Origin of the sequence: Allobosea sp., assembly GCF_051860145.1 — a bacterium.
GTDB lineage: Bacteria > Pseudomonadota > Alphaproteobacteria > Rhizobiales > Beijerinckiaceae > Allobosea.
The window spans coordinates 1-19587 of sequence record NZ_JBHYEM010000037.1; the positions used below are offsets into that span (position 1 = coordinate 1).

Annotated in this window: 16 protein-coding genes and 1 pseudogene; 14 read left to right on the top strand and 3 right to left on the bottom strand. The window is 67.4% G+C overall.

What is annotated here, in order from left to right; all coding sequences use genetic code 11:
- Window positions 1-439, bottom strand: a pseudogene (locus ACTIF2_RS26950) (hypothetical protein); the annotation flags it as partial.
- 161 nt (window positions 440-600) lie between these two features.
- Window positions 601-1599: an inositol 2-dehydrogenase gene (gene iolG / locus ACTIF2_RS26955; protein ID WP_439500223.1), complete on the bottom strand. Its 999-nt coding sequence runs from the start codon at window positions 1597-1599 to the stop codon at window positions 601-603.
- A gap of 78 nt (window positions 1600-1677) precedes the next feature.
- Between iolG and iolD the strand changes: the two genes are divergently transcribed.
- The 6 genes from iolD (at window position 1678) to ACTIF2_RS26985 (ending at window position 10484) form a co-directional block, all read left to right on the top strand.
- The gene (iolD, locus tag ACTIF2_RS26960) at window positions 1678-3516 is read left to right on the top strand and encodes a 3D-(3,5/4)-trihydroxycyclohexane-1,2-dione acylhydrolase (decyclizing) (protein ID WP_439500224.1); all 1839 of its coding nucleotides are present in this window, start codon (window positions 1678-1680) and stop codon (window positions 3514-3516) included.
- Between the two features lie 171 nt (window positions 3517-3687).
- Window positions 3688-4587 (top strand): myo-inosose-2 dehydratase, encoded by a 900-nt coding sequence (iolE, locus tag ACTIF2_RS26965; RefSeq protein WP_439500225.1) that lies wholly within the window; start codon window positions 3688-3690, stop codon window positions 4585-4587.
- 84 nt (window positions 4588-4671) lie between these two features.
- Window positions 4672-5358 (top strand): TetR/AcrR family transcriptional regulator, encoded by a 687-nt coding sequence (locus tag ACTIF2_RS26970; RefSeq protein WP_439500226.1) that lies wholly within the window; start codon window positions 4672-4674, stop codon window positions 5356-5358.
- Window positions 5359-5485: 127 nt separating this feature from the next.
- Entirely contained in the window at window positions 5486-6649 is a 1164-nt protein-coding gene (locus ACTIF2_RS26975; RefSeq protein WP_439500227.1) for an efflux RND transporter periplasmic adaptor subunit, read from the top strand.
- Window positions 6646-9786 carry an efflux RND transporter permease subunit gene (locus ACTIF2_RS26980; RefSeq protein WP_439500228.1) on the top strand — a complete coding sequence of 1047 codons (3141 nt, stop codon included), beginning with the start codon at window positions 6646-6648 and terminating at the stop codon, window positions 9784-9786. The genes ACTIF2_RS26975 and ACTIF2_RS26980 overlap by 4 nt, the downstream gene beginning before the upstream one ends.
- Before the next feature lie 146 nt (window positions 9787-9932).
- A complete protein-coding gene (locus ACTIF2_RS26985) occupies window positions 9933-10484 on the top strand; it encodes an NADPH-dependent FMN reductase (protein WP_439500229.1) in 552 nt (183 codons plus the stop codon).
- A gap of 29 nt (window positions 10485-10513) precedes the next feature.
- Here the strand turns inward: ACTIF2_RS26985 and ACTIF2_RS26990 are convergent, their stop codons facing one another.
- Window positions 10514-11137, bottom strand: a complete 624-nt coding sequence (locus tag ACTIF2_RS26990; protein ID WP_439500230.1) for a DsbA family protein — start codon at window positions 11135-11137, stop codon at window positions 10514-10516.
- Between the two features lie 255 nt (window positions 11138-11392).
- Here ACTIF2_RS26990 and ACTIF2_RS26995 point away from each other — a divergent pair, with 255 nt between their 5' ends.
- The 8 genes from ACTIF2_RS26995 to ACTIF2_RS27030 all read left to right on the top strand — a co-directional run bounded on the left by ACTIF2_RS26995 (window position 11393) and on the right by ACTIF2_RS27030 (window position 19514).
- Window positions 11393-12634, top strand: coding sequence for an alpha-hydroxy acid oxidase (locus ACTIF2_RS26995; protein ID WP_439500231.1), 1242 nt, complete (start codon window positions 11393-11395; stop codon window positions 12632-12634).
- Window positions 12635-12653: 19 nt separating this feature from the next.
- Window positions 12654-13550: a ketopantoate reductase family protein gene (locus ACTIF2_RS27000; protein ID WP_439500232.1), complete on the top strand. Its 897-nt coding sequence runs from the start codon at window positions 12654-12656 to the stop codon at window positions 13548-13550.
- A 157-nt stretch (window positions 13551-13707) separates the two neighbouring features.
- Entirely contained in the window at window positions 13708-14820 is a 1113-nt protein-coding gene (locus ACTIF2_RS27005; RefSeq protein WP_439500233.1) for a TRAP transporter substrate-binding protein, read from the top strand.
- Between the two features lie 261 nt (window positions 14821-15081).
- Window positions 15082-16683: a peptidase domain-containing ABC transporter gene (locus tag ACTIF2_RS27010; RefSeq protein WP_439500238.1), complete on the top strand. Its 1602-nt coding sequence runs from the start codon at window positions 15082-15084 to the stop codon at window positions 16681-16683.
- On the top strand, window positions 16680-18005 hold the full coding sequence (locus tag ACTIF2_RS27015; protein ID WP_439500234.1) for an HlyD family type I secretion periplasmic adaptor subunit: 1326 nt from the start codon (window positions 16680-16682) through the stop codon (window positions 18003-18005). The genes ACTIF2_RS27010 and ACTIF2_RS27015 overlap by 4 nt, the downstream gene beginning before the upstream one ends.
- The gene (locus ACTIF2_RS27020) at window positions 18005-18457 is read left to right on the top strand and encodes a toxin-activating lysine-acyltransferase (protein WP_439500235.1); all 453 of its coding nucleotides are present in this window, start codon (window positions 18005-18007) and stop codon (window positions 18455-18457) included. Before ACTIF2_RS27015 ends, ACTIF2_RS27020 begins: the two co-directional genes overlap by 1 nt.
- Before the next feature lie 129 nt (window positions 18458-18586).
- Window positions 18587-18910 carry a hypothetical protein gene (locus ACTIF2_RS27025; RefSeq protein ID WP_439500236.1) on the top strand — a complete coding sequence of 108 codons (324 nt, stop codon included), beginning with the start codon at window positions 18587-18589 and terminating at the stop codon, window positions 18908-18910.
- A gap of 283 nt (window positions 18911-19193) precedes the next feature.
- On the top strand, window positions 19194-19514 hold the full coding sequence (locus ACTIF2_RS27030) for a hypothetical protein (RefSeq protein ID WP_439500237.1): 321 nt from the start codon (window positions 19194-19196) through the stop codon (window positions 19512-19514).
- Window positions 19515-19587: the final 73 nt, after the last annotated feature.

The window sequence follows — 19587 nt, forward strand, 5'->3', positions numbered from 1 at the left end:
GCCGCGCCAGCGCCGTCGCGTTGGCCCTGCGCAGAGCCGCCGCGAAGGCGCTCGGCGTCATGACGGCAATATCGGCGCGCGCCCTTGGGCCGGCCTCCAGCATGCGCCGCAGGGCTGGGCCAGAGGGCGCGAGAACGAAACGGAAGGGACCGTCGGTGCCATCCGCCACCGGAGCGACACCTTCGCGCAGGATCGCGCCGAACACGCCACCCGGGCGCAGCGGCAGCTCGCCTCGGTGAAAGCTCAGGCCAAGCTCGGCTGCAAGCGCCGCGTAGAACGCGGTCTCGGTCACCAGGCCGGAGGCGAGGACCTCGCGGGCCGGTTCGACGCCGATCCGCTCCGCCCGCGCGGCCGCCGCATGCAGGGCCGATGGCGGCACGCCGTGACGCGTCAGGAAGGCGATCTCGACCGGCAGCCCCGTTTCGGCGGAGTCCGCCATGACGCCCGGCCCTGCCGCACCCCTCGGCATGCTCCGCCCCGCAACCACCCGCCACACGCCGCGCGTCTTTGTTGCCGCTGCGGCACCTACCCATGGTTGCCGATTTCAGGCGGCGAGTCGATGGCGTGGCGGCGCGTTAGGACAGCGCCGGCGCGGTTCGCTCAGAGCGCCGCGAGATCGACCGTGACGGGCCTGCCGCTGCGGGCGGACTCGGTCGCGGCATCGGCCAGGATCTGGGCCTTCAGGCCGTCCTCGCCGGAGGGCGATGGTGGCGCCTCGCCCTTCACTGCGGCGATGAAAGCATTCAGCTCCGCGCGGTAGGCTGAGGCATAGCGCTCGAGGAAGAAGTTCTGCACCGGATCGGCCCGGAAGCCTGCCGCAGTGGCGATCTCGACCGTGGTCTGGTGAATATTGCCGGCCCGCAGCATGCCCTTCGAGCCATGGACCTCGACGCGCTGGTCGTAGCCATAGCTGGCGCGGCGCGAATTCGAAATCTGCGCGATCCTGCCCGAACCGGTGCGCAGCAGCACCGCCGCGGTATCGACGTCGCCGGCCGCGCCGATGGCCGGATCGACCAGGGCCGCGCCGAGCGCGAAGACCTCGACCGGCTCCTCGGCCAGGAGGAAGCGGACCATGTCGAAATCATGGATCATCATGTCGCGGAAGAGGCCGCCGGAGCGCCTGACATAATCGACCGGCGGCGGCGCGGGATCGCGCGAGATCACGCTGACGAGCTCGACCGCGCCGGCCTCGCCCGCCCGCAGCCGCCGTTCGAGCCCGGCGAAACTCGGATCGAAGCGGCGGTTGAAGCCCATCATCAGCGGCTTGCCGGCGCGCGCGACCGCATCAAGGCAGCGCCGGATCCGTCCGGCATCGAGATCGACCGGCTTCTCGCAAAACACCGCCTTGCCCGAGGCGACGGCCGCCTCGATCAGCTCGGCATGGGTGTCGGTCGGCGTGCAGATCAGCACCGCGTCCAGCGTGCGGTCGGCCAGGATCGCATCGAGGCTGGCAACGGCCGCGCCGGTTTCGGCCGCCAGCCTCATTGCCGCCTCGGGCACGGCATCGGCGACCGAAACCAGCGCCGCATCCCTGCTGGCGGCGAGATTTTGCCCGTGAATGCGGCCGATCCGACCCGCCCCCAACAGCCCCATGCGCATCGGCTTCTCATCCCGTCCCCGCGATGGCACCTTATCCGCCAGATCGCGACTGGACGGCAAGGCTGGAGGGAGATCCCGATGGGCACGGTCCGCCTCACCATGGCGCAGGCGCTGGTGCGCGCCATGCAGGCGCAGAAGACGGTGATCGAGGGCGAGACCCTGCCGCTCTTCGCGGGGGTCTGGGCGATTTTCGGCCATGGCAATGTCGCCGGGCTCGGCGAGGCGCTGCAGGCGGCGGGCGAGGCGCTGCCGACCTATCGCGGCCATAACGAGCAGGCCATGGCGCATGCGGCGATCGCCTTCGCCAAGGCCTCGCGCCGGCGCCGGATGATGGCGGTGACGAGCTCGATCGGGCCGGGCGCGACCAACATGGTCACCGCCGCTGCCGTCGCCCATGTCAACCGCCTGCCGCTGCTCCTGCTGCCGGGCGACGTCTTCGCAGGGCGGCGGCCCGACCCGGTGCTGCAGCAGATCGAGGATTTTGGCGACGGCACCATCTCCGCCAATGACTGCTTCAGGCCGGTCTCGCGCTATTTCGACCGGCTGACGCGGCCAGAGCAATTGATGCCGGCCTTCGAGCGCGCCATGGCCGTGCTGACCGACCCGGCCGAATGCGGGCCGGTGACGCTCGCGCTGTGCCAGGACGTGCAGACCGAGGCGTACGACTATCCCGAGAGCTTCTTCGCTGAGCGACTCTGGACGCCGCGTCGCGCTCGGCCGGACAGGCAGGAACTCGCCGAGGCGGTCCGGCTGCTCAAGGCGGCCCGCAAGCCGCTCGTCATCGCCGGCGGCGGCGTGCTCTACAGCGAGGCCGAAGCGGCGCTGGCTGAATTCTGCATGGCGCATGGCATTCCCGCCGCCGAGACACAAGGAGGCAAGAGCGCCCTGCCGGCGCAGCACGCGCTCAATCTCGGCGCGATCGGCGTGACCGGGACCGGCGCCGCCAATGCCCTGGCGGGCGAAGCTGATCTCGTGCTCGCGATCGGCACGCGGCTGCAGGATTTCACCACCGGCTCGCGCACGCTCTTCGCCAATCCGGACTGCCGGATCATCGGGCTGAACGTGCAAGTCTTCGATGCCGGCAAGCATCGCGGCCAGCCTCTGGTCTGCGACGCGCAGGCCGGTCTCGCCGAACTGAGCGCGGCCTTGGGCGACCATCGCGCGCCGGCCGCCTGGACGGAACGGGCGCAGGCCGAGCGGCTGGGCTGGCTCAGCCTCGCCGCGCGTTGCACCGAAGCCGGCAACCAACCTTTGCCGAGCGATGCGCAGGTGATAGGCGCCGTGCAGCGCTGGAGCGAGCCCAGCGACGTCGTCGTCTGCGCCGCCGGCGGGCTGCCGGGCGAATTGCACAAGCTCTGGCAGGCCGGCGCGCCCGGCGGCTACCATCTCGAATACGGCTATTCCTGCATGGGCTACGAGATCGCCGGCGGGCTCGGCGTCAAGCTGGCCGATCCCGCCCGCGAGGTCGTCGTCATGGTCGGCGACGGCTCCTACCTGATGATGAATTCCGAGATCGCGACCTCGGTGATGCTCGGCCTGAAGCTGGTGATCGTCGTGCTCGACAATCGCGGCTTCGGCTGCATCAACCGGCTGCAGAACGCGACGGGCGGCGCCTCCTTCAACAACCTGTTGCGCGATACGCGTCACGAGGCGCTGCCGGCGATCGATTTCGCCGCCCATGCCGGCGCGATGGGCGCGATCGCGCGCAGGGTCGAAGGCCTCGCCGAACTCGAAGCGGCGCTGGGCGACGCTCGCAACCATGACCGCACCAGCGTCATCGTCGTCGACACCGACCCCCTGGCCGCGACCGAGGCCGGCGGGCATTGGTGGGATGTCGCCGTGCCGGAGGTCTCGGAGCGGCCGGAGGTGAATGCGGCGCGCGAACGTTACGATGCCGCGATCAAACAGCGGCCATGAGAAGCGTTCATCCCCCGATTGAAGCCCTCATCCTGAGGAGCCGCGAAAGCGGCGTCTCGAAGGATGTTCCAGCGCCCTCTGGAGCATCCTTCGAGACGCGCCTGTGGCGCTCCTCAGGATGAGGACTCGGCGGGTGGCCCGCGTTTGACGAGAAGCTGAGGACGTTCATCCATGCCCATCCGCATCGGCGCCAACCCCATTGGCTGGTCGAATGACGACCTGCGCGAGATCGGCGGGGCGACGCCGCTCGAGACCTGCCTGGCGCAGGCGCGCGAGGCCGGCTTCGAGGGCATGGAGCTCGGCCACAAGTTTCCGCGCGAGCCGGCCGCGCTGAAGGCGGCGCTCGCGCCCTTCGGCCTGGCCTGCATCTCGGGCTGGTATTCGGCCGAGCTGCTGCGCCGCGACGTCGAAGCCGAAATGAGGCATCTGCGCCCGCATCTCGACCTGCTCAAGGCGATGGGCGCGACGGTGCTGGTCTTCGCCGAGACCTCGAACGCGATCCATGGCGACCGCGCCAAGCCGCTGTCGCAACGCCCGGTGATGCGGGCAGGCGACTGGCAGCCCTTCGGCGAGCGGGTCACGCAGCTCGCCGAACACACGCTGAGCGAGGGCGTCAGGCTGGTCTACCACCATCACATGGGCACGATCGTGCAGAGCGAGGCCGATATCGAGGCCTTCATGGCCGCGGCCGGCCCCGCCGTGCATCTCCTGCTCGATACCGGCCATGCGAGCTGGGGCGGAGCGGACCCGACCGCGCTGGCGGCGCGCTATCGCGACCGGATCAGCCATGTCCATGCCAAGGACGTGCGGCGGGCGGTGATGGAGCGGGCCCGCGCCGGGGATTGGAGCTTTCTCGACGCGGTGCTCGGCGAGGGCGAGGAGCTCGGCGTCTATACCGTGCCGGGCGACGGGATGGTCGATTATCCCGGCCTGTTCCGGGCCCTGCCCGGCTATTCCGGCTGGGTCGTGGTCGAGGCCGAGCAGGACCCGGAGAAAGCTCATCCGCTGACCTATGCGAAGCAAGGCGTCGCGCATCTGCGCCGGAGCCTGAACGAGGCCGGGCTCGCCTGAGCCGGGAATGCCGGCGGACTTGACCCCTTGCCGAACGTGATGCGAGAGAATATCTGCAACTGTAGAATTAAATCGTGAAGCGGCATGGCCCGACCCACTCTCTCCCAGTCCGGGCAACCGGCCCCGCGTCCGCGCGGCCGCCGCCACAAGGACCAGCCGCCCGGACGGGACGCGCTGCTCAAGGCCGCGACCAGCGCCTTCGCCCGCCATGGCTATGACAGCGTCGACCTGCGCAGCCTGGCCGCCGCGGCCAATGTCGATGCCGGGCTGGTGCGCGTGCATTTCGGCGGCAAGGAAGGGCTCTGGCTGGCGAGCGTCGAGGACGTCGCCGCGCAGACCGCCCGGCTGCACGGCGCGATCCGCGAGCTGACGGCCGAGAAGCGACCGGTCGGCGAGCGTCTCGCCGATGCCATCCGCCTCTTCGTCGCGTTCAGCTTCGAGCATCCGGAGCTCAGCCTCTTCATCGCGCAGCAGACCCGCGAGAGCGGCGAGCGGCTGGCGGCGCTGACCGAGCGCCTGATCCTGCCGGCCATCGCCGCGACCGACCCGCTCTTCGCCGAGGCGATCCGGGAGGGCGTGACGCCCGCGAGCGACCCGACCATCGCCTTCACCATCCTGGGCGGGGCGCTCCTCGTCCCGACCACGGCGCCGGAGCTGCCGCAATCGCTGCTCACGCCGCCGGTCGATCGCGACACCTTCCGCGAGCGGCTGCAGGACAATCTGATCGCGCTTTTCCTGCCCGGCCACCGACCGCAGAAGGAACGATCGTGAGCCGCGCCGCGCGACCGGCGCAGAAAGCGGCTGCGGCGCCGCCGAAAATCCGCCATCCTGCTCCATGCGAGCCATCTCACCGGACCACGGCCAACACGGCGCGGACCATGCCCAAAGGACGCCAGCCATGACATCTTTCGGACCCTTGCGCCGCCTCGGGCTGCTCGGCCTGCTTCTCGCCGGCCAGGCCTTCGCGGCAAGCGCCGCGCTGGCGCAGGGCGGACCGGCGGCGCCGCCTCCGCCGCAGGTGACCGCAGTCGAGGTCAAGGCCGGCAAGGTGCCGCTGAGCTTCGAATATGCCGCCCGCGTCGAGGCCTCGCGCGAGGTCCAGGTCCGCGCCCAGGTCGGCGGCATCCTGCTCAAGCGCGACTTCGTCGAGGGCGCGCAGGTCAAGGCCGGCGACGTGCTGTTCGAGATCGATCCGAAGCGCTACGAGGCGGATCTGGCGAAATCGCGGGCGCAGCTCCAGCAGGCGCACGCGCAATTGGCGCAGGCCACGCGCGACGCCGAGCGCTATACGCGCCTGGCGGCGACGGGCTCCGGCACCGACAAGGCCCGCGACGACGCGCTCTCGGCGAAGGACCTCGCCACCGCCGCCGTCGCCATGGCGGAGGCCGATGTCAGCGTCGCCGAGCTTAATCTCGGCTATACCAAGGTGCGGGCGCCGATCAGCGGCGTCACCAGCCTGGAACAGGTTCCCGAAGGCAGCCTGATCGGCACCTCCGGCGATGCCGGGCTGCTGACCCGGATCACCCAGCGCGACCCGGTCCATGTGATCTTCTCGGTCAGCGAGAGCGAGCTCGCCGCCAGCCGAAGGCTGCTCGAGGAGCAGGGCGTCTGGGACCGCGTCGGCGCGGTGCTGTCCGTCGATCTCGTGTTCGGGGACGGCAGCAAATACACGCAGACCGGCACGATCGACTTCGCCTCCGCCGGCCTCGACCCCGAAACCGGGACGCTGCGACTGCGCGCCGTCGTCGCCAACCCGGAGGGTCGGCTCCTGCCCGGGCAGTTCCTGCGCGCCATCGTCAACGGGATCGTGCTCGACAATGCCGTCGTGGTGCCGTCGACCGCCGTCTCGCAGGGCCCGCGCGGACAGTTCGTCTACACGGTCAACAGCGAGGGCAAGGCGGAGCTGCGCCCGGTCGAGCTCGGCCGCCAGGTCGCCGATGGCTGGGTCGTCAATTCCGGCCTCAAGCCCGGTGACAAGCTGATCACCGAGGGCATCATCAAGGTGAGGCCGGGCGCACCGGTCTCGATCGCGCCGAAGGCGGCCGAGGCTCCGAAGTCATGAATCGCTTCTTCATCGACAGGCCCGTCTTCGCGGCGGTCATCTCGATCGTCATCGTGCTGGCCGGCATCGTCGCGATCCGCGCCCTGCCGATCGCGCAATATCCCGAACTGACGCCGCCGCAGATCGTGGTCAGCGCGACCTATCCCGGCGCCAGCGCCGAAACGATCGCGCAAACGGTCGCCGCGCCGCTCGAGCAGCAGATCAACGGCGTCGAGGGCATGCTCTACATGCAGTCCTCGAACTCGAGCAGCGGCCAGATGTCGCTGACCGTGACCTTCTCGCAGGAAACCGACCCCGACCAGGCGACCATCGACGTCAACAACCGGGTGCAGCGCGCCACGCCGACCCTGCCGCAGGAGGTGACGCGGCTCGGCGTCACGGTGAGCCAGCGCTCGACCTCGATCCTCGGCCTCGTCGCGATGTTCTCCGAGGACGGGCGCTATGACGCGACCTATGTCGGCAATTACGCGCTGCTCAACGTCATCGACGACCTGAAGCGCATTCCCGGCGTCGGCGACGCCGCCCTGCTCGGCCAGCGCGACTATTCGATGCGGATCTGGCTCAGCCCCGACAAGCTCGCCCGCTACGGACTGACCACCACCGATGTCGCGACCGCGATCCGCGAGCAGAACGCGCAGTTCGCCGCCGGCCGCTTCGGCGACGAACCCAACGACCCCTCGACGCCCTTCACCTATACGGCGACGACGCAGGGGCGCCTGCCCGACGCGGAGGCCTTCGGCAACATCATCCTGCGCTCGGACATCAACGCCGCCACGCTGCGGCTCAAGGATGTGGCGCGGGTCGAGCTCGGCGCAGCCAGCTATTCGGTCGACAGCAAGCTCAACGGCAAGGCCGCAGTCCCGATCGCGGTCTATCTCCAGACCGGCGCCAATGCGCTGGCGACGATGGAGGCCCTCAAGACCCGCCTCGACGAGCTCAAGACCTCCTTTCCCGAGGGGATGACCTACAACATCCCCTATGACACGACGAAATTCATCGAGGTCTCGATCAAGGAGGTGATCAAGACCTTCATCGAGGCGATCGTCCTCGTCGTCCTCGTGGTCTTCCTCTTCCTGCAGAATTTCCGGGCGACGCTGATCCCGGTGATCGCCGTGCCGATCTCGATCATCGGCACCTTCGCCGGCATGTACATGTTCGGCTTCTCGATCAATCTGCTGACCCTGTTCGGGCTCGTGCTGGCCATCGGCATCGTCGTCGACGACGCGATCGTCGTGCTCGAGAACGTCGAACGGATCATGGCGACCGAGCATCTTCCGCCGCGCGAGGCCGCGATCAAGGCGATGGGCGAGGTGACGGGGCCGGTCATCGCCATCGTCCTGGTGCTCTGCGCGGTCTTCATCCCGGTCTCGTTCATGGGCGGGCTGGCGGGCGCGATGTATAAGCAGTTCGCGGTGACGATCGCGATGTCGGTGACGATCTCCGGCATCGTCGCGCTCACCCTGACGCCGGCGCTCTGCGCGCTGATCCTGAAGCCGGGACATCGCGAGCCGGCGCTGCCGTTCCGGCTGTTCAACCGCTTCTTCGAGAAGATGACGGGCGGCTACGTCTCGGGCGTCGGCTTCCTCGCCAAGCGCTTCGCGATCGGCCTCGTGCTCTTCGCCGCGCTTCTGGTCGGCACCGGGCTAATGTTCAAGGTGGTGCCCGGCTCGCTCGTTCCCGACGAGGACCAGGGCGTGCTGCTTGGCGTCGCGGTCCTGCCGCCGGCCGCCTCGCTGAACCGGACCGTCGCCGCGATGGACGAGGCGGCGGCCAATATCAGCCGGCACCCGGCGGTCGAGAACGTCTTCGCGATTTCGGGCTTCGACCTGCTCTCAGGCGGCGAGAAGACCAGCGCCGCCACGACCTTCGTGACGCTGAAGGACTGGGAGCTGCGCAAGACGCCCGATCTCGACGCGCGCAACCTGCCCGCGACCTTCATCGGCATGAATGCCGGGATCAAGGACGCGATGATACTGTTCTTCAACCCGCCGCCGATCAGCGGGCTCAGCAATACCGGCGGGTTCGAGTTCTATGTGCAGGACCGGACCGGCGGCGGCGTCCAGTCGCTCTCGGCCGCAACGACGCAACTGGTCGAGGCCGCGGCCAAGCGCCCGGAACTGGCGGGGGTGCGCACGACCTTCGACACCAATGTCCCGCAATACCGGCTCGATCTCGACCGCGACATGGCCAAGGCGCTGGGCGTGCCGATCAGCTCCGTCTTCGAGACGATGCAGAGCACCTTCGGCAGCCTCTATGTCAACGACTTCACGCTCTATGGCCGCAACTACCGGGTCAACCTGCAATCGGAAGCTGCGTTCAGGCAGACGCCGAAGGATCTCAAGCAGGTCTTCGTGCGCTCGAGCAACGCCAAGATGGTGCCGCTCGACGCGCTGGTGAAGGCCGAGCGCGTGGTCGGGCCCGACCAGTTCGAGCGCTTCAACGCCTTCGCGGCCGCCAAGGTGATGGGCAATCCCGCCCCCGGCTACACCTCGGGCGCGGCCATCGCCGCCATGCAGGAGGTCGCGCGGGAGGCCCTGCCGCAGGGCTTCCAGATCGCCTGGACCGGCTCGGCCTATCAGGAGCTGGCGACCAGCGGCACCGGCTCGCAGGCGATGATCTTCGGCATCATCATGGTGTTTTTGATCCTCGCCGCCCAGTACGAGAAATGGACCCTGCCGCTGGCGGTGATCATGGCGGTGCCCTTCGCGCTGTTCGGGGCCCTGCTCGCCGTCTGGCTGCGCGGCCTGACCAACGACATCTATTTCCAGATCGGCATGGTCACGCTGATCGGCCTTGCCGCCAAGAACGCCATCCTGATCGTCGAGTTCGCCGTGCTCGCGCGGCAGGAGGGCAAGAGCGCCGCGGACGCCGCCCTCGAGGCGGCCCGGCTGCGCTTCCGGCCGATCGTGATGACCTCGCTCGCCTTCATCCTGGGCGTGGTGCCGCTGGCGATCAGCACCGGCGCCGGCTCGGCGAGCCGGCACTCGATCGGCACCGGCGTGATCGGCGGCATGCTGGCGGCGACCTTCGTCGCCACCTTCTTCATCCCGATGTTCTACCGCCTCATCGCCTGGCGCGAGGGCGCGCCGGCCAAGGACAAGCCGGTTCAGGCCGGAGCGCCGACGCCGGCTGAATAGACGATCTGGCATGACCCTGCGCCGCAACCGGCCGGCGCAGGGACCGATCATCACATTGACGCGCAACCGCCATGATGGCGGGCGACAACTCCCGTACCGAGCACTAGGCTCGATGCCGCAACCACGTCTTCCGCATGGGACAGATCATGAGCGAATACAAAATTGCCGTCCTCGTCGGCAGCCTCCGGCACGATTCCCTGAACCGCAAGCTCGCCAGCGCGCTCGCAAAACTGGCGCCTCAGGATTTCAAGTTCCATCAGGTCGAGATCGGCGACCTGCCGCTCTACAACCAGGACGAGGACGCCAACCAGGCCGCCCCGGTCAAGCGGCTGAAGGCGGAGATCGCCGGCTCGCAGGGTCTGCTCTTCGTGACGCCGGAATATAACCGCTCGATCCCCGGCGTGCTGAAGAACGCCATCGACAACGCCTCGCGGCCCTATGGGCAAAGCGCCTTCGCCGGCAAGCCCGCGGGCGTGCTGGGCGTCTCGGTCGGCGCGATCGGCACTGCGCTGGCGCAGCAGCACCTGCGCAACGTGCTCGCCTATCTCGACGTGCCGACGCTCGGCCAGCCCGAGATCTTCATCCAGGCCAAGGACGGCCTGTTCACCGATTCCGGCGAGATCGGCGAGAGCAGCAAGGCCTTCCTGCAAAAATGGATGGATGCCTATGTCGCCTGGATCAAGCGGCACGCGGTTTAGAGCCGGCTGTCAGGATAGCGAAACAAGCCTCATTGCGCGCCCTGCTTGCCGCGCGCATCCGAGATGACCTGCTTGAAACCGGCATAGTCCAGCGTCGAGGTCCGGAACGGGCCGACCAGATAGACCGGCGTCCCCTGCAGGCCGAGCGAATCGGCCTGCGCCAGATTGCGCTTCAGCAAGGCGAGGATCTTGTCGTTGTTCGCGGCGAGATCGGCCTGCAGCCGCGCCATGTCGAGGCCGGTGGCCTTGACCGCTTCGAGCATCTTCTCGCGCGAGACCTTGCCGCCGCGGATCGCCATCAGCGCCTTGTGCGCGACCTCGTACTTGCCCTGGTAATGCGCCGCGAGCGCGAGCTGCGCGCCATAGACCGAGGCCTCCGTGATCACCGGCCAGTCCTTGTAGACCAGCCGGACCTTGCCATCCTCCTTGACGACGCGCTCGAGCACCGGCGCCGACACCTTGCAGAAGGGGCAGTTGTAATCGAGGAAGGCGACGATGGTGACGTCGCCCTTGGGGTTGCCGGCCACGGGCGCTTCCGGATCGTTGAGGATGGCCTCGACATCGATCTCCTGCGCGAGGGAGGAGCCTCCTCCAAGACCTGACAGGAGAGGCGCCAGAAGAGTGAGCGCAAGCAGGTGGCGACGGCTGGTCATGGGCGTTTCCGGACTCGATGGGACGCAGGGTTGGTCGCGGGCCGTTCGGCCGGCGACGCGATCGGAGAAGCGTCTAGCCTGTGCCGGGTGGCAAAGTCAGCCCGTGCAGCCACGATCGTGCATCACGCCGGTTCACGTCTCGGTGGGCGGCCGCGCGCCCCGCGGCATGGCCGCCTGTCGAGAGGGCATGGATCAGCGCCGGCGGCATCATGCTAAGGTCCGGGCGATCTTTCAGAAGCGAGTGACGATCCCGCCGTGACCCAAGTCATCTCGAACCGGCGCCTCTTCTCGACGAGGCAGATGGAAACCGTCGCGCGCAAGCGCCTGCCGCGCGCCGTCTTCGACTTCATCGAGGGCGGGGCCGGCTCCGAGATCGCGGTCACCCGCAACCGCGTGCGCTTCGACGAGATCGCGCTGGTGCCGCGGGCGCTGCGCGACTGCTCGGGCGCGAGCACAGAGGTGACCCTGTTCGGCCGGCGCTACGCAGCTCCGTTCGGCATCGCGCCGATGGGTTTCGCGGACCTGGTTCGCCCCGGCACCGACCGCGCCCTGGCGCGGGCGGCGCAGGAGCGGAACATTCCCTATGTGCTGTCCACGGCCGCAACCACCTCGATCGAGGCGATCCGCGACATCGCGCGCGAGAACCTGTGGTTCCAGCTCTACCCGGGCACTGATGAGGCGATGGCCACAGCGCTGATCCAGCGGGCGCTGCGAGCGGGCGTCGAGACGCTCGTCGTGACGGTGGACATCCCCGTCCCGGCCAAGCGCGTCCGCGATCTCGTCAACGGGCTCGCCATTCCGCTGCGCCCCTCGCTGCGAACGATCCTCGATGTCGCACGTCACCCGGCCTGGCTCTATCGCGCAGCGCGCGGCGAGCGTCCTGCCATGGCCAATTTCGCCGAGAGCAAGGGCGGGCTGAGCGGGCTCGCCCATGCCGAATTCGTCTCACGGCAGCTCTCCTGCGCCGCTCTGGACTGGCAGCGCCTGGAGCGCATCCGGGAGGCATGGCCGCATCATCTGGTCATCAAGGGCATTCTCAACCCGGAGGATGCGCGCATCGCGGCGAAGCTCGGCGCGGACGGCATCGTCGTCTCCAACCATGGCGGCCGCCAGCTCGATTCGGCGCCTGCCCCGATCGAGGTGCTGCCCGAGATCAGGGCCGCGGCCGGCGAGGATCTGACCATCATCCTGGATAGCGGCGTGCGGACAGGCGACGACATCGCGCGCAGCCTGGCGCTCGGCGCCGATTTCGTGCTGATGGGACGGCCGTTCCTGTTCGGCGTGGCGGCGCTGGGACTGTCCCATGGCCCGGCCGCGACCATCGAGATTTTTCGCGACGAACTCCTGAACACCCTGATCCATCTCGGCTGCGCCAGCCCCGGAGTGCTCGATCGCCGGTTCCTGTGGCCGCGGCAGCCCGGCAGGGCCGCTGCGCAGGCCGCCGAGCCCGGCGAAAGCCTCGCCCGCAGCGCGCCGAAACCTGCAATCCGCCATTGAACAAAGGATGACCGGATCGATGAAGATCGCCGTCATGGGGGCCGGCGCCGTCGGCTGTTACTATGGTGCCATGCTGGCGCGGGCCGGCCACTCCGTCACGCTCGTCGCGCGGCCGCAGCATGTCGCGGCCGTGCAGGCGCGCGGCCTGATCCTCGAGACCAAGGCCTTCACCGAGGCCGTTAAGGTCGACGCGATCGCCGACGCGTCCGGCGTCGCCGATGCCGAGATCGTGCTGTTCTGCGTGAAGTCGGACGACACCCCTGCCGCCGGCCGGGAGATGGCGCCTCATCTTAGCGCGAAGACCTCGATCCTCAGCTTGCAGAACGGCGTCGACAATGCCGAGCGCCTGCAGGATGTCCTGCAGCGGCCCGTGATCCCCGCAGCGGTCTATGTCGCGACCGACATGCCGGGACCGGGGCATGTCAGGCATCATGGCCGCGGCGAGCTCGTGATCGGGGCCGGCCCGGCGAGCGTCGAGATCGCCGAGGCCTTCAGCCGCGCCGCCATTCCGACCGATGTGTCCGACAACGTGATCGGGGTGCTGTGGACGAAGCTGATCGTGAACTGCGCCTACAACGCGCTCTCCGCCATTCCGCAATTGTCCTATGGCCGGATGGTCGAGGTGGAGGGCGTGCGCGACGTCATGCAGGACGTGGTCGCCGAATGCCTCGCCGTGGCCGAGCGTGCCGGCGTCCGCGTCACGGACAACCTGCCCGCCACCGTGCTCGGCCTCGCCGCGGCGATGGCGAACCAGCTTTCGTCGACTGCGCAGGACCTCGCGCGCGGGAAGCGGACCGAGATCGGCCATCTCAACGGATATGTCGTTCGCACCGGCGCGAGGCTCGGCATCGCCACGCCGGCGAACAGGGCGCTGACGGCGATGGTCAAGCTCATGGAGGCCAAGGCGGAGGGCTGAAGCCCAGGGTCTGCCCTGCCGCGTTCCTTGCCAGTTTGCGCCAGGCTCAAAGCCGGCTTCCTCGTGCATTCCTTGTCGGCTGCAACCGGCGCGTGGCATGCTCGCCGCCATGCCGATCCCGGCGAACCAGAAAAATCAGGGCAGGAAACCGTTTTCGATGAAGCGCAGAGCATTCCTGAAGGGCGCCGGCGTCAGTGCCGCCGCCGGTATCGCGAGTCCCACCATTGTCAGCCCTGCCATCGCCCAGAGCCAACCGACGGTTTCATGGCGCCTGGCGTCCAGCTATCCCAAATCGCTCGACACCCTGTTCGGGGCCTGCACCTATCTGTCGGAGGCCGTCGCCGCCGTCACCGACGGCAAGTTCAAGATCCAGGTCTTCGCCACGGGCGAGATCGTGCCGGCGCTCCAGGTCGCCGACGCCGTGACCACCGGCACCGTCGAGATGGGGCATTCCGGCTCCTATTTCTATTCGGGCAAGGATACCGCCTTCGCCTTCGGCACGGTGATCCCGTGGGGGCCGAACAGCCGGCAGATGCAGGCCTGGCTCTTCCATGCCGGCGGGCTCGAGCTGCTCAACGAGTTCTACGCCAAGTTCAACATCTACAACCTGCCCGCCGGCAATACCGGCGCGCAGATGGGCGGCTGGTTCCGCAAGGAGATCAAGTCGGCCGCCGACCTGCAGGGCCTGAAGATGCGGATCGGCGGGCTCGGCGGCAACGTGCTGCAGAAGATGGGCGTGGTGCCGCAGCAGCTCGGAGCGGGCGACATCTACCCGGCGCTGGAGCGCGGCGTCCTCGACGCGGTCGAGTTCGTCGGACCCTATGACGACGAGAAGCTCGGCTTCGCCAAGGTGGCGCCCTATTACTACTATCCCGGCTTCTGGGACGGCAGCGCCGAGCTGAGCTTCTTCATCAACCTGGAGAAATGGAACAGCCTACCGCCGGCCTACCAAAAGGTGCTGAAGACCTGCGCGGCCGCGGCCGGCCACGACATGCAGGCCAAATACGACGCGCTGAACCCCGCGGCGCTGAAGCGGCTCATCGCCGGCGGCGCCCAGCTGCGGCCGTTGCCGAACGACATCCTCAAGGCGAGCTACAAGATCACCAAGGACCTCTATGCCGAGATGTCGGCCGCGAACCCAAACTTCAAGACAATCTACGACCATCTCTGGGCCTTCCAGCAAGACAGCCTGCGCTATTGGTCGATCTCGGATTTCTCCTTCGACTACATGTCGATCACGGCGCAGCAGCAGCGCTGGGCGGACGGCTGAGCTGCCGGGCGCGCTGCGGCGCGGGGGCCAGCGGATTCCCGAGCAAGGAGGGCCGGCTCGCATGACCGGCCCCGGCGAGATGCCACCAGCATGGCGGCGTGACACGAACGAAACAACCACCGGAGACACTGGCGCGATTCACATCACGATTTCCGTTCTCCATCGTGGAGCTCACGTTTGAACGACCTGACGTCACAGCCGGCACCGCTCTCGTGGTTCACGCAATCGACGCAGAAATATACGCCGCTGATCATCGAGATCATGGTCGTCGCGATCGTGCTGCGGCTGCTCGGCCTGGTTCAGCCCTTCGTCTTTCAAACGATCATCGACCGCGTGCTGCCGTTTCAGCGCGAGGCGACGCTGAGCCTGATCGTCGTCATCCTGATCCTGACGGCGGTTTTCTCGGCCGGGCTCGACGCGCTCGCCTCCTATCTCGGCACGCATATGGCCAACCGCCTGACGGGGGAGCTGGCACGCCGGATCTTCGACCATGTCCTCCATCTGCCGCTGCGCCATCTGCAGCGCTGGCAGGTCGGCGAAACGCTCACCCGGATCGGCGAGATCGACACGGTTCGCGCCTTCCTGACCGGAACGGTCTCCGGCATCGTCCTCGATGTGCTGTTCGCGATCATCTACATCGTCGCGCTCCTGTCGATCAGCCCATTCCTGACCGCCATCGTCCTGATCATGCTGCCCCTGCAGATCATCGCGTTCGGGGTCATCGGACCGTTCATCCGCCAGCGCATGCAGGCCTCGTTCTTCGCGGAATCCCGCCACCAGTCGCGCCTGGTCGAAGGGCTCGCCAATATCGTGACGGTCAAGGCGCTGGCCTCCGAGAACGTCCATGTCGACCGTTTTCAGCAAACCCTCGCGGAGAGCCTTCGTACCGGGTTCCGCGTCTCCAAGCTTCACATCGCCAATGGCTTCGTCGGCAGCCTGCTCAACAACGGCTCGGTCATTCTGATCATCTTCTTCGGCTCGCGGCTCGTCCTGCAAAACGAGATCACGCTCGGGCAACTGATCGCCTTCCACCTTCTCGCGGAGAAGGTCTCCGGGCCGATCTTTTCGCTGTCTTCGGTCTGGGAGCAATGGCAGGGACTGAAGGTCGCCCGGCTGCGGCTGGGCGATCTTCTCAACGCCGAGGCCGAGACCCAGGCCGCCCGCCCGGCATTGCAAGCCGAGGGTCCGCTGCGGCTCGGCCTCAAGGGCCTGTCATTCGGCTATCTGCCGGATCATCCCGTCCTGCGCGACATGACGCTCGACTTCGAGCCAAACCGCCCGACCCTGATCGTCGGGGATTCCGGATGCGGGAAATCGACCCTGGCCAAGCTCTTGAGTGGGCTTTACGACCCGGGAGCGGGACGGGTCGAGGCGAACGGCCAGAACCTCGCGGATTTCGATCCCCGCAGCGTGCGCCGGGCGATAGCCTATCTGCCGCAGGACGCCTCCCTGTTCTCCGGCTCAGTCCTCGAAAACCTGCTGCTGGCCAAGCCGGACGCCACCGACCAGGACATCGCGCTGGCGCTGGCCGCCAGCGCCAGCGACGGCTTCGTCAGCCGGCTGCCCAAAGGCATCCACAGCGATGTCGGCGAGTACGGCAGCCATCTTTCCGGCGGCCAACGTCAGCGCATCGCGCTGGCGCGCTCCCTGCTCACCAATCCGAGCGCCCTGATCCTCGACGAGCCGACCAGCGCGCTCGACGCGCAATCCGCGAGCGTGGTGGTCGAGACGCTCAAGCGTCTCGCGCGCGACAAGACGCTCATCGTCATCAGCCACAAGGCCGATCTGCTCGGGTCCGATGTCGATGTCGTCGATCTCAGCGAGCCGGAGCGTTATCGCTCGCGGAGCGGGGTAGCGCCATGACCAGCGACGGTATCGACAAGCCGGTCTCGCCGACCATTCGCTTCACGGCCTGGACGCTGGTCGGCATGTTCCTGGTGATCGTCATCGGCAGCTGCCTGGCCAAGACCGAGATCGTCTCGCGCGGGCAAGGCAAGGTGATCCCGGTCGGCCGCGTCCAGGTCGTCCAGCCACAGGTCGACGGCAAGATCCTGAACATCTTCGTGTCGGAGGGGCAAACGGTCGCGACGGGCACTCCCCTGGTCGCGATGGACACGACGGCGGTCGAGAGCGACATCAAGCGGATCGAGGCGAATATCCAGCGCCAGCTGCAGGAAGCGGCGGTCGCTCGTTCGATCATCGCGCCGCTGACCGCCGGCGATCCGATGGATGAAGGATTCATCGACGCGGGCAAGGCGATCTTCCGCCGCGAGTCCGCGAATGGGGCCATGCAGGTCGACGGCGCCGAGGCGCTGATCGGCGCGATCCTGTCGGCGCTGCGCGACCAGATCGCGCAAACCGATGCGCAGCGCCGGCGCATCACCCAGAACGAGAAGACCCAGCAGGCGCGCCTGCAAAAGGCCGATGCCGACCGGGACATCGTCGCGCAGAGATTTGCCTCCGCCGACGCGCTGCGCAAGCAGGGCACGATCAGCGAGTTCGACTATCTGTCGCGCTTGCGCGAGCTCAAGGCCATCGAGGGCGAGGCGCTCGTCACGCGACGCGAACTGGACGGCCTGGCGGCGGAAGCCGAGGTCGCCATCAAGCAGCGAAGCGGCGTGATCTCGAACGCCCTGTCGACCTATCGCAAGCAGCTCAACGATGCCGAGATCGCCTTGCAGAGCTTCAGTGCCGATCTGCGCGCGGCGAAGACGCAGCTCGCCAATCTCTCGCTGACAGCGCCGACCAGCGGGCGGGTCGAGAACCTGTCGGTGTTCACCGTCGGCGGCTTCGTCAAGGCGGGCGCGAACCTGATGTCGATCGTGCCGTCCGACGACGCGATCGAGATCGAGGCGTTCTTCGACAATCGCGATGTCGGCTTTCTCGAAGTCGGCCAAAGCGCCTTCGTCAAGTTCGACGCGTTTCCGGCCGAGCGCTACGGCATCGTCCGCGGCCGCGTCACCAATGTCGGCGCCGATGCGCGCGGCGAGGTCGTGCCGAACAAATGGGTCTATGCGGTGCGCCTCAAGCTCGACCGGAACAGCATCGAGCTGCCGGGGAAAGAGATCCGGTTCGCCGTCGGCATGACAGCGACCACCGATGTCATCACCGGCCAGCGTCGGCTGATCAGCTATTTCTTCGAGCCGATCTACAAGGCGGTCCAGGACAGTTTCGGAGAGCGATGATGGCCGGCAGCCCTCCGGATCGCGAAGCCAGCATCAGCCATTTCGAAGCGCTGGGCATGATGACGGAGCTCGCGCTGCATTCGCCCCTGCATCGCAACTGGTCGATCGCCGATATCGGCCGCAACTTTCTACCCGCTTTGCGCGTTGGCCAATGCAAGATCTATTTTGACGAGAGGAGGTCGCCGATCTCTTTCGTGACATGGGCGCTCGTCGATGACGCATGCCACGAGGCCTTGCGGCTGCGCGGCGAGACGCCTGCGCATGATCGCTGGGCGTCCGGCGCTCGTTTGTGGTTCATCGACGTCGTCGCGCCGTTCGGCGATGCGCGCCATCTCATCCGCGATCTGCAACGCAACCACTTCGCCCATCTCGATCGTGCCCATGCGGTGAGGCGGCACATCGACGGCAGCTTCAAGCGAATCCAGACCTGGCGAAATGGCCTGTCACCATGACTTGCCTGCCACGAAGACTTGCCTGCCACGATGAACTTGCCAGCGACCGACGGTCTTGATCGCGTCACGCTATATTGCAAAAGTTGAAGCAGCGTGATTTTGCGCGGTTTCGTATCAGGAGATGATCTTATGTACGATACGCTCGAAGAACGACTGGGAATCCGCATCGCCCATGGTGGCGAGCGCGGTGGCGGCGGTGGCGGCGGATACAATTCCACCGGCGGTTCGCTGGGCGCCGCGATCGGCGGCTTGCTGGGTAGGGTGGCAGGACCGGCCGGCGGCGTTGCCGGCTCTCTCGCCGGCCGCGCCGTAGGGGGATTTGGGCGAGCAGCAGTGGACGCTGGCGTGCAAAGAGGCATCAACGACGCCTCACACCGGGCCAATCAGGCGCGCGGCGAGCACGCCTATAACGGCAGCTCATATGGCGGCTTTGGTCGCTCTGGACAGCGCTAAGCTAAAAATACTCAGAACCCGCCCAAGAGGCGGGTTCTTTTTTGACCGCTCCTCAACTTGAAAAAGCCCGGCGCCGAAGTGTCGGTCCAAGCTGCTGCGATCAAGCGACTTTTTCAGGATATCGACGGCGAGGCGGAACCTCGACGGAGGCTTCAAGCGGACCCGGACCCGGCAAAAAGGGGGTTCGCGATGCCCCGGCTGCGACCGGGTTGATCGCGGCAGGATAGATTGCAAAGGTTGAAGCAGCGTGATTTTGCGCGGTTTCGTATCAGGAGGTGATCTTATGTACGACACGCTCGAAGAACGACTGGGAATTCGCATCGCCCATGGTGGCGAGGGCGGAGGCGGCGGAGGCGGAGGCATCAGCTACGATTCCACGTTGGGCGCATTTGGCTCCGCGATCGGCAGCTACTTTGGTGGTAAAATTGCAGGACCACCCGGCAGCAGGGTCGGCGGTTTCGTTGGTAAAGGCATTGGTTACGGACCGGGATTGGCGGAAGCCGGCGTGCAAAAGGGCATCAGCGACGCGTCACGCCGGGCCAACCAGGCCCGCGGCGAGCACGCCTTCAACGGCAGCGCCTATGGTGGCTTCGGGCGACGCTAGATCGCCGTGCGTCCTATCGGACGCAAGGTGACGATCTATCTCTTTGTTTTAGCATCGGATTTTTCCGAAAAGT

Coding starts and splice junctions, on each gene's coding strand:
- iolG (WP_439500223.1), bottom strand. CDS start 1,599: ATGCGCATGGGGCTGTTGGGGGCGGGTCGGATCGGCCGCATTCACGGG.
- iolD (WP_439500224.1), top strand. CDS start 1,678: ATGGGCACGGTCCGCCTCACCATGGCGCAGGCGCTGGTGCGCGCCATG.
- iolE (WP_439500225.1), top strand. CDS start 3,688: ATGCCCATCCGCATCGGCGCCAACCCCATTGGCTGGTCGAATGACGAC.
- ACTIF2_RS26970 (WP_439500226.1), top strand. CDS start 4,672: ATGGCCCGACCCACTCTCTCCCAGTCCGGGCAACCGGCCCCGCGTCCG.
- ACTIF2_RS26975 (WP_439500227.1), top strand. CDS start 5,486: ATGACATCTTTCGGACCCTTGCGCCGCCTCGGGCTGCTCGGCCTGCTT.
- ACTIF2_RS26980 (WP_439500228.1), top strand. CDS start 6,646: ATGAATCGCTTCTTCATCGACAGGCCCGTCTTCGCGGCGGTCATCTCG.
- ACTIF2_RS26985 (WP_439500229.1), top strand. CDS start 9,933: ATGAGCGAATACAAAATTGCCGTCCTCGTCGGCAGCCTCCGGCACGAT.
- ACTIF2_RS26990 (WP_439500230.1), bottom strand. CDS start 11,137: ATGACCAGCCGTCGCCACCTGCTTGCGCTCACTCTTCTGGCGCCTCTC.
- ACTIF2_RS27000 (WP_439500232.1), top strand. CDS start 12,654: ATGAAGATCGCCGTCATGGGGGCCGGCGCCGTCGGCTGTTACTATGGT.
- ACTIF2_RS27005 (WP_439500233.1), top strand. CDS start 13,708: ATGAAGCGCAGAGCATTCCTGAAGGGCGCCGGCGTCAGTGCCGCCGCC.
- ACTIF2_RS27010 (WP_439500238.1), top strand. CDS start 15,082: ATGGTCGTCGCGATCGTGCTGCGGCTGCTCGGCCTGGTTCAGCCCTTC.
- ACTIF2_RS27015 (WP_439500234.1), top strand. CDS start 16,680: ATGACCAGCGACGGTATCGACAAGCCGGTCTCGCCGACCATTCGCTTC.
- ACTIF2_RS27020 (WP_439500235.1), top strand. CDS start 18,005: ATGGCCGGCAGCCCTCCGGATCGCGAAGCCAGCATCAGCCATTTCGAA.
- ACTIF2_RS27025 (WP_439500236.1), top strand. CDS start 18,587: ATGTACGATACGCTCGAAGAACGACTGGGAATCCGCATCGCCCATGGT.
- ACTIF2_RS27030 (WP_439500237.1), top strand. CDS start 19,194: ATGTACGACACGCTCGAAGAACGACTGGGAATTCGCATCGCCCATGGT.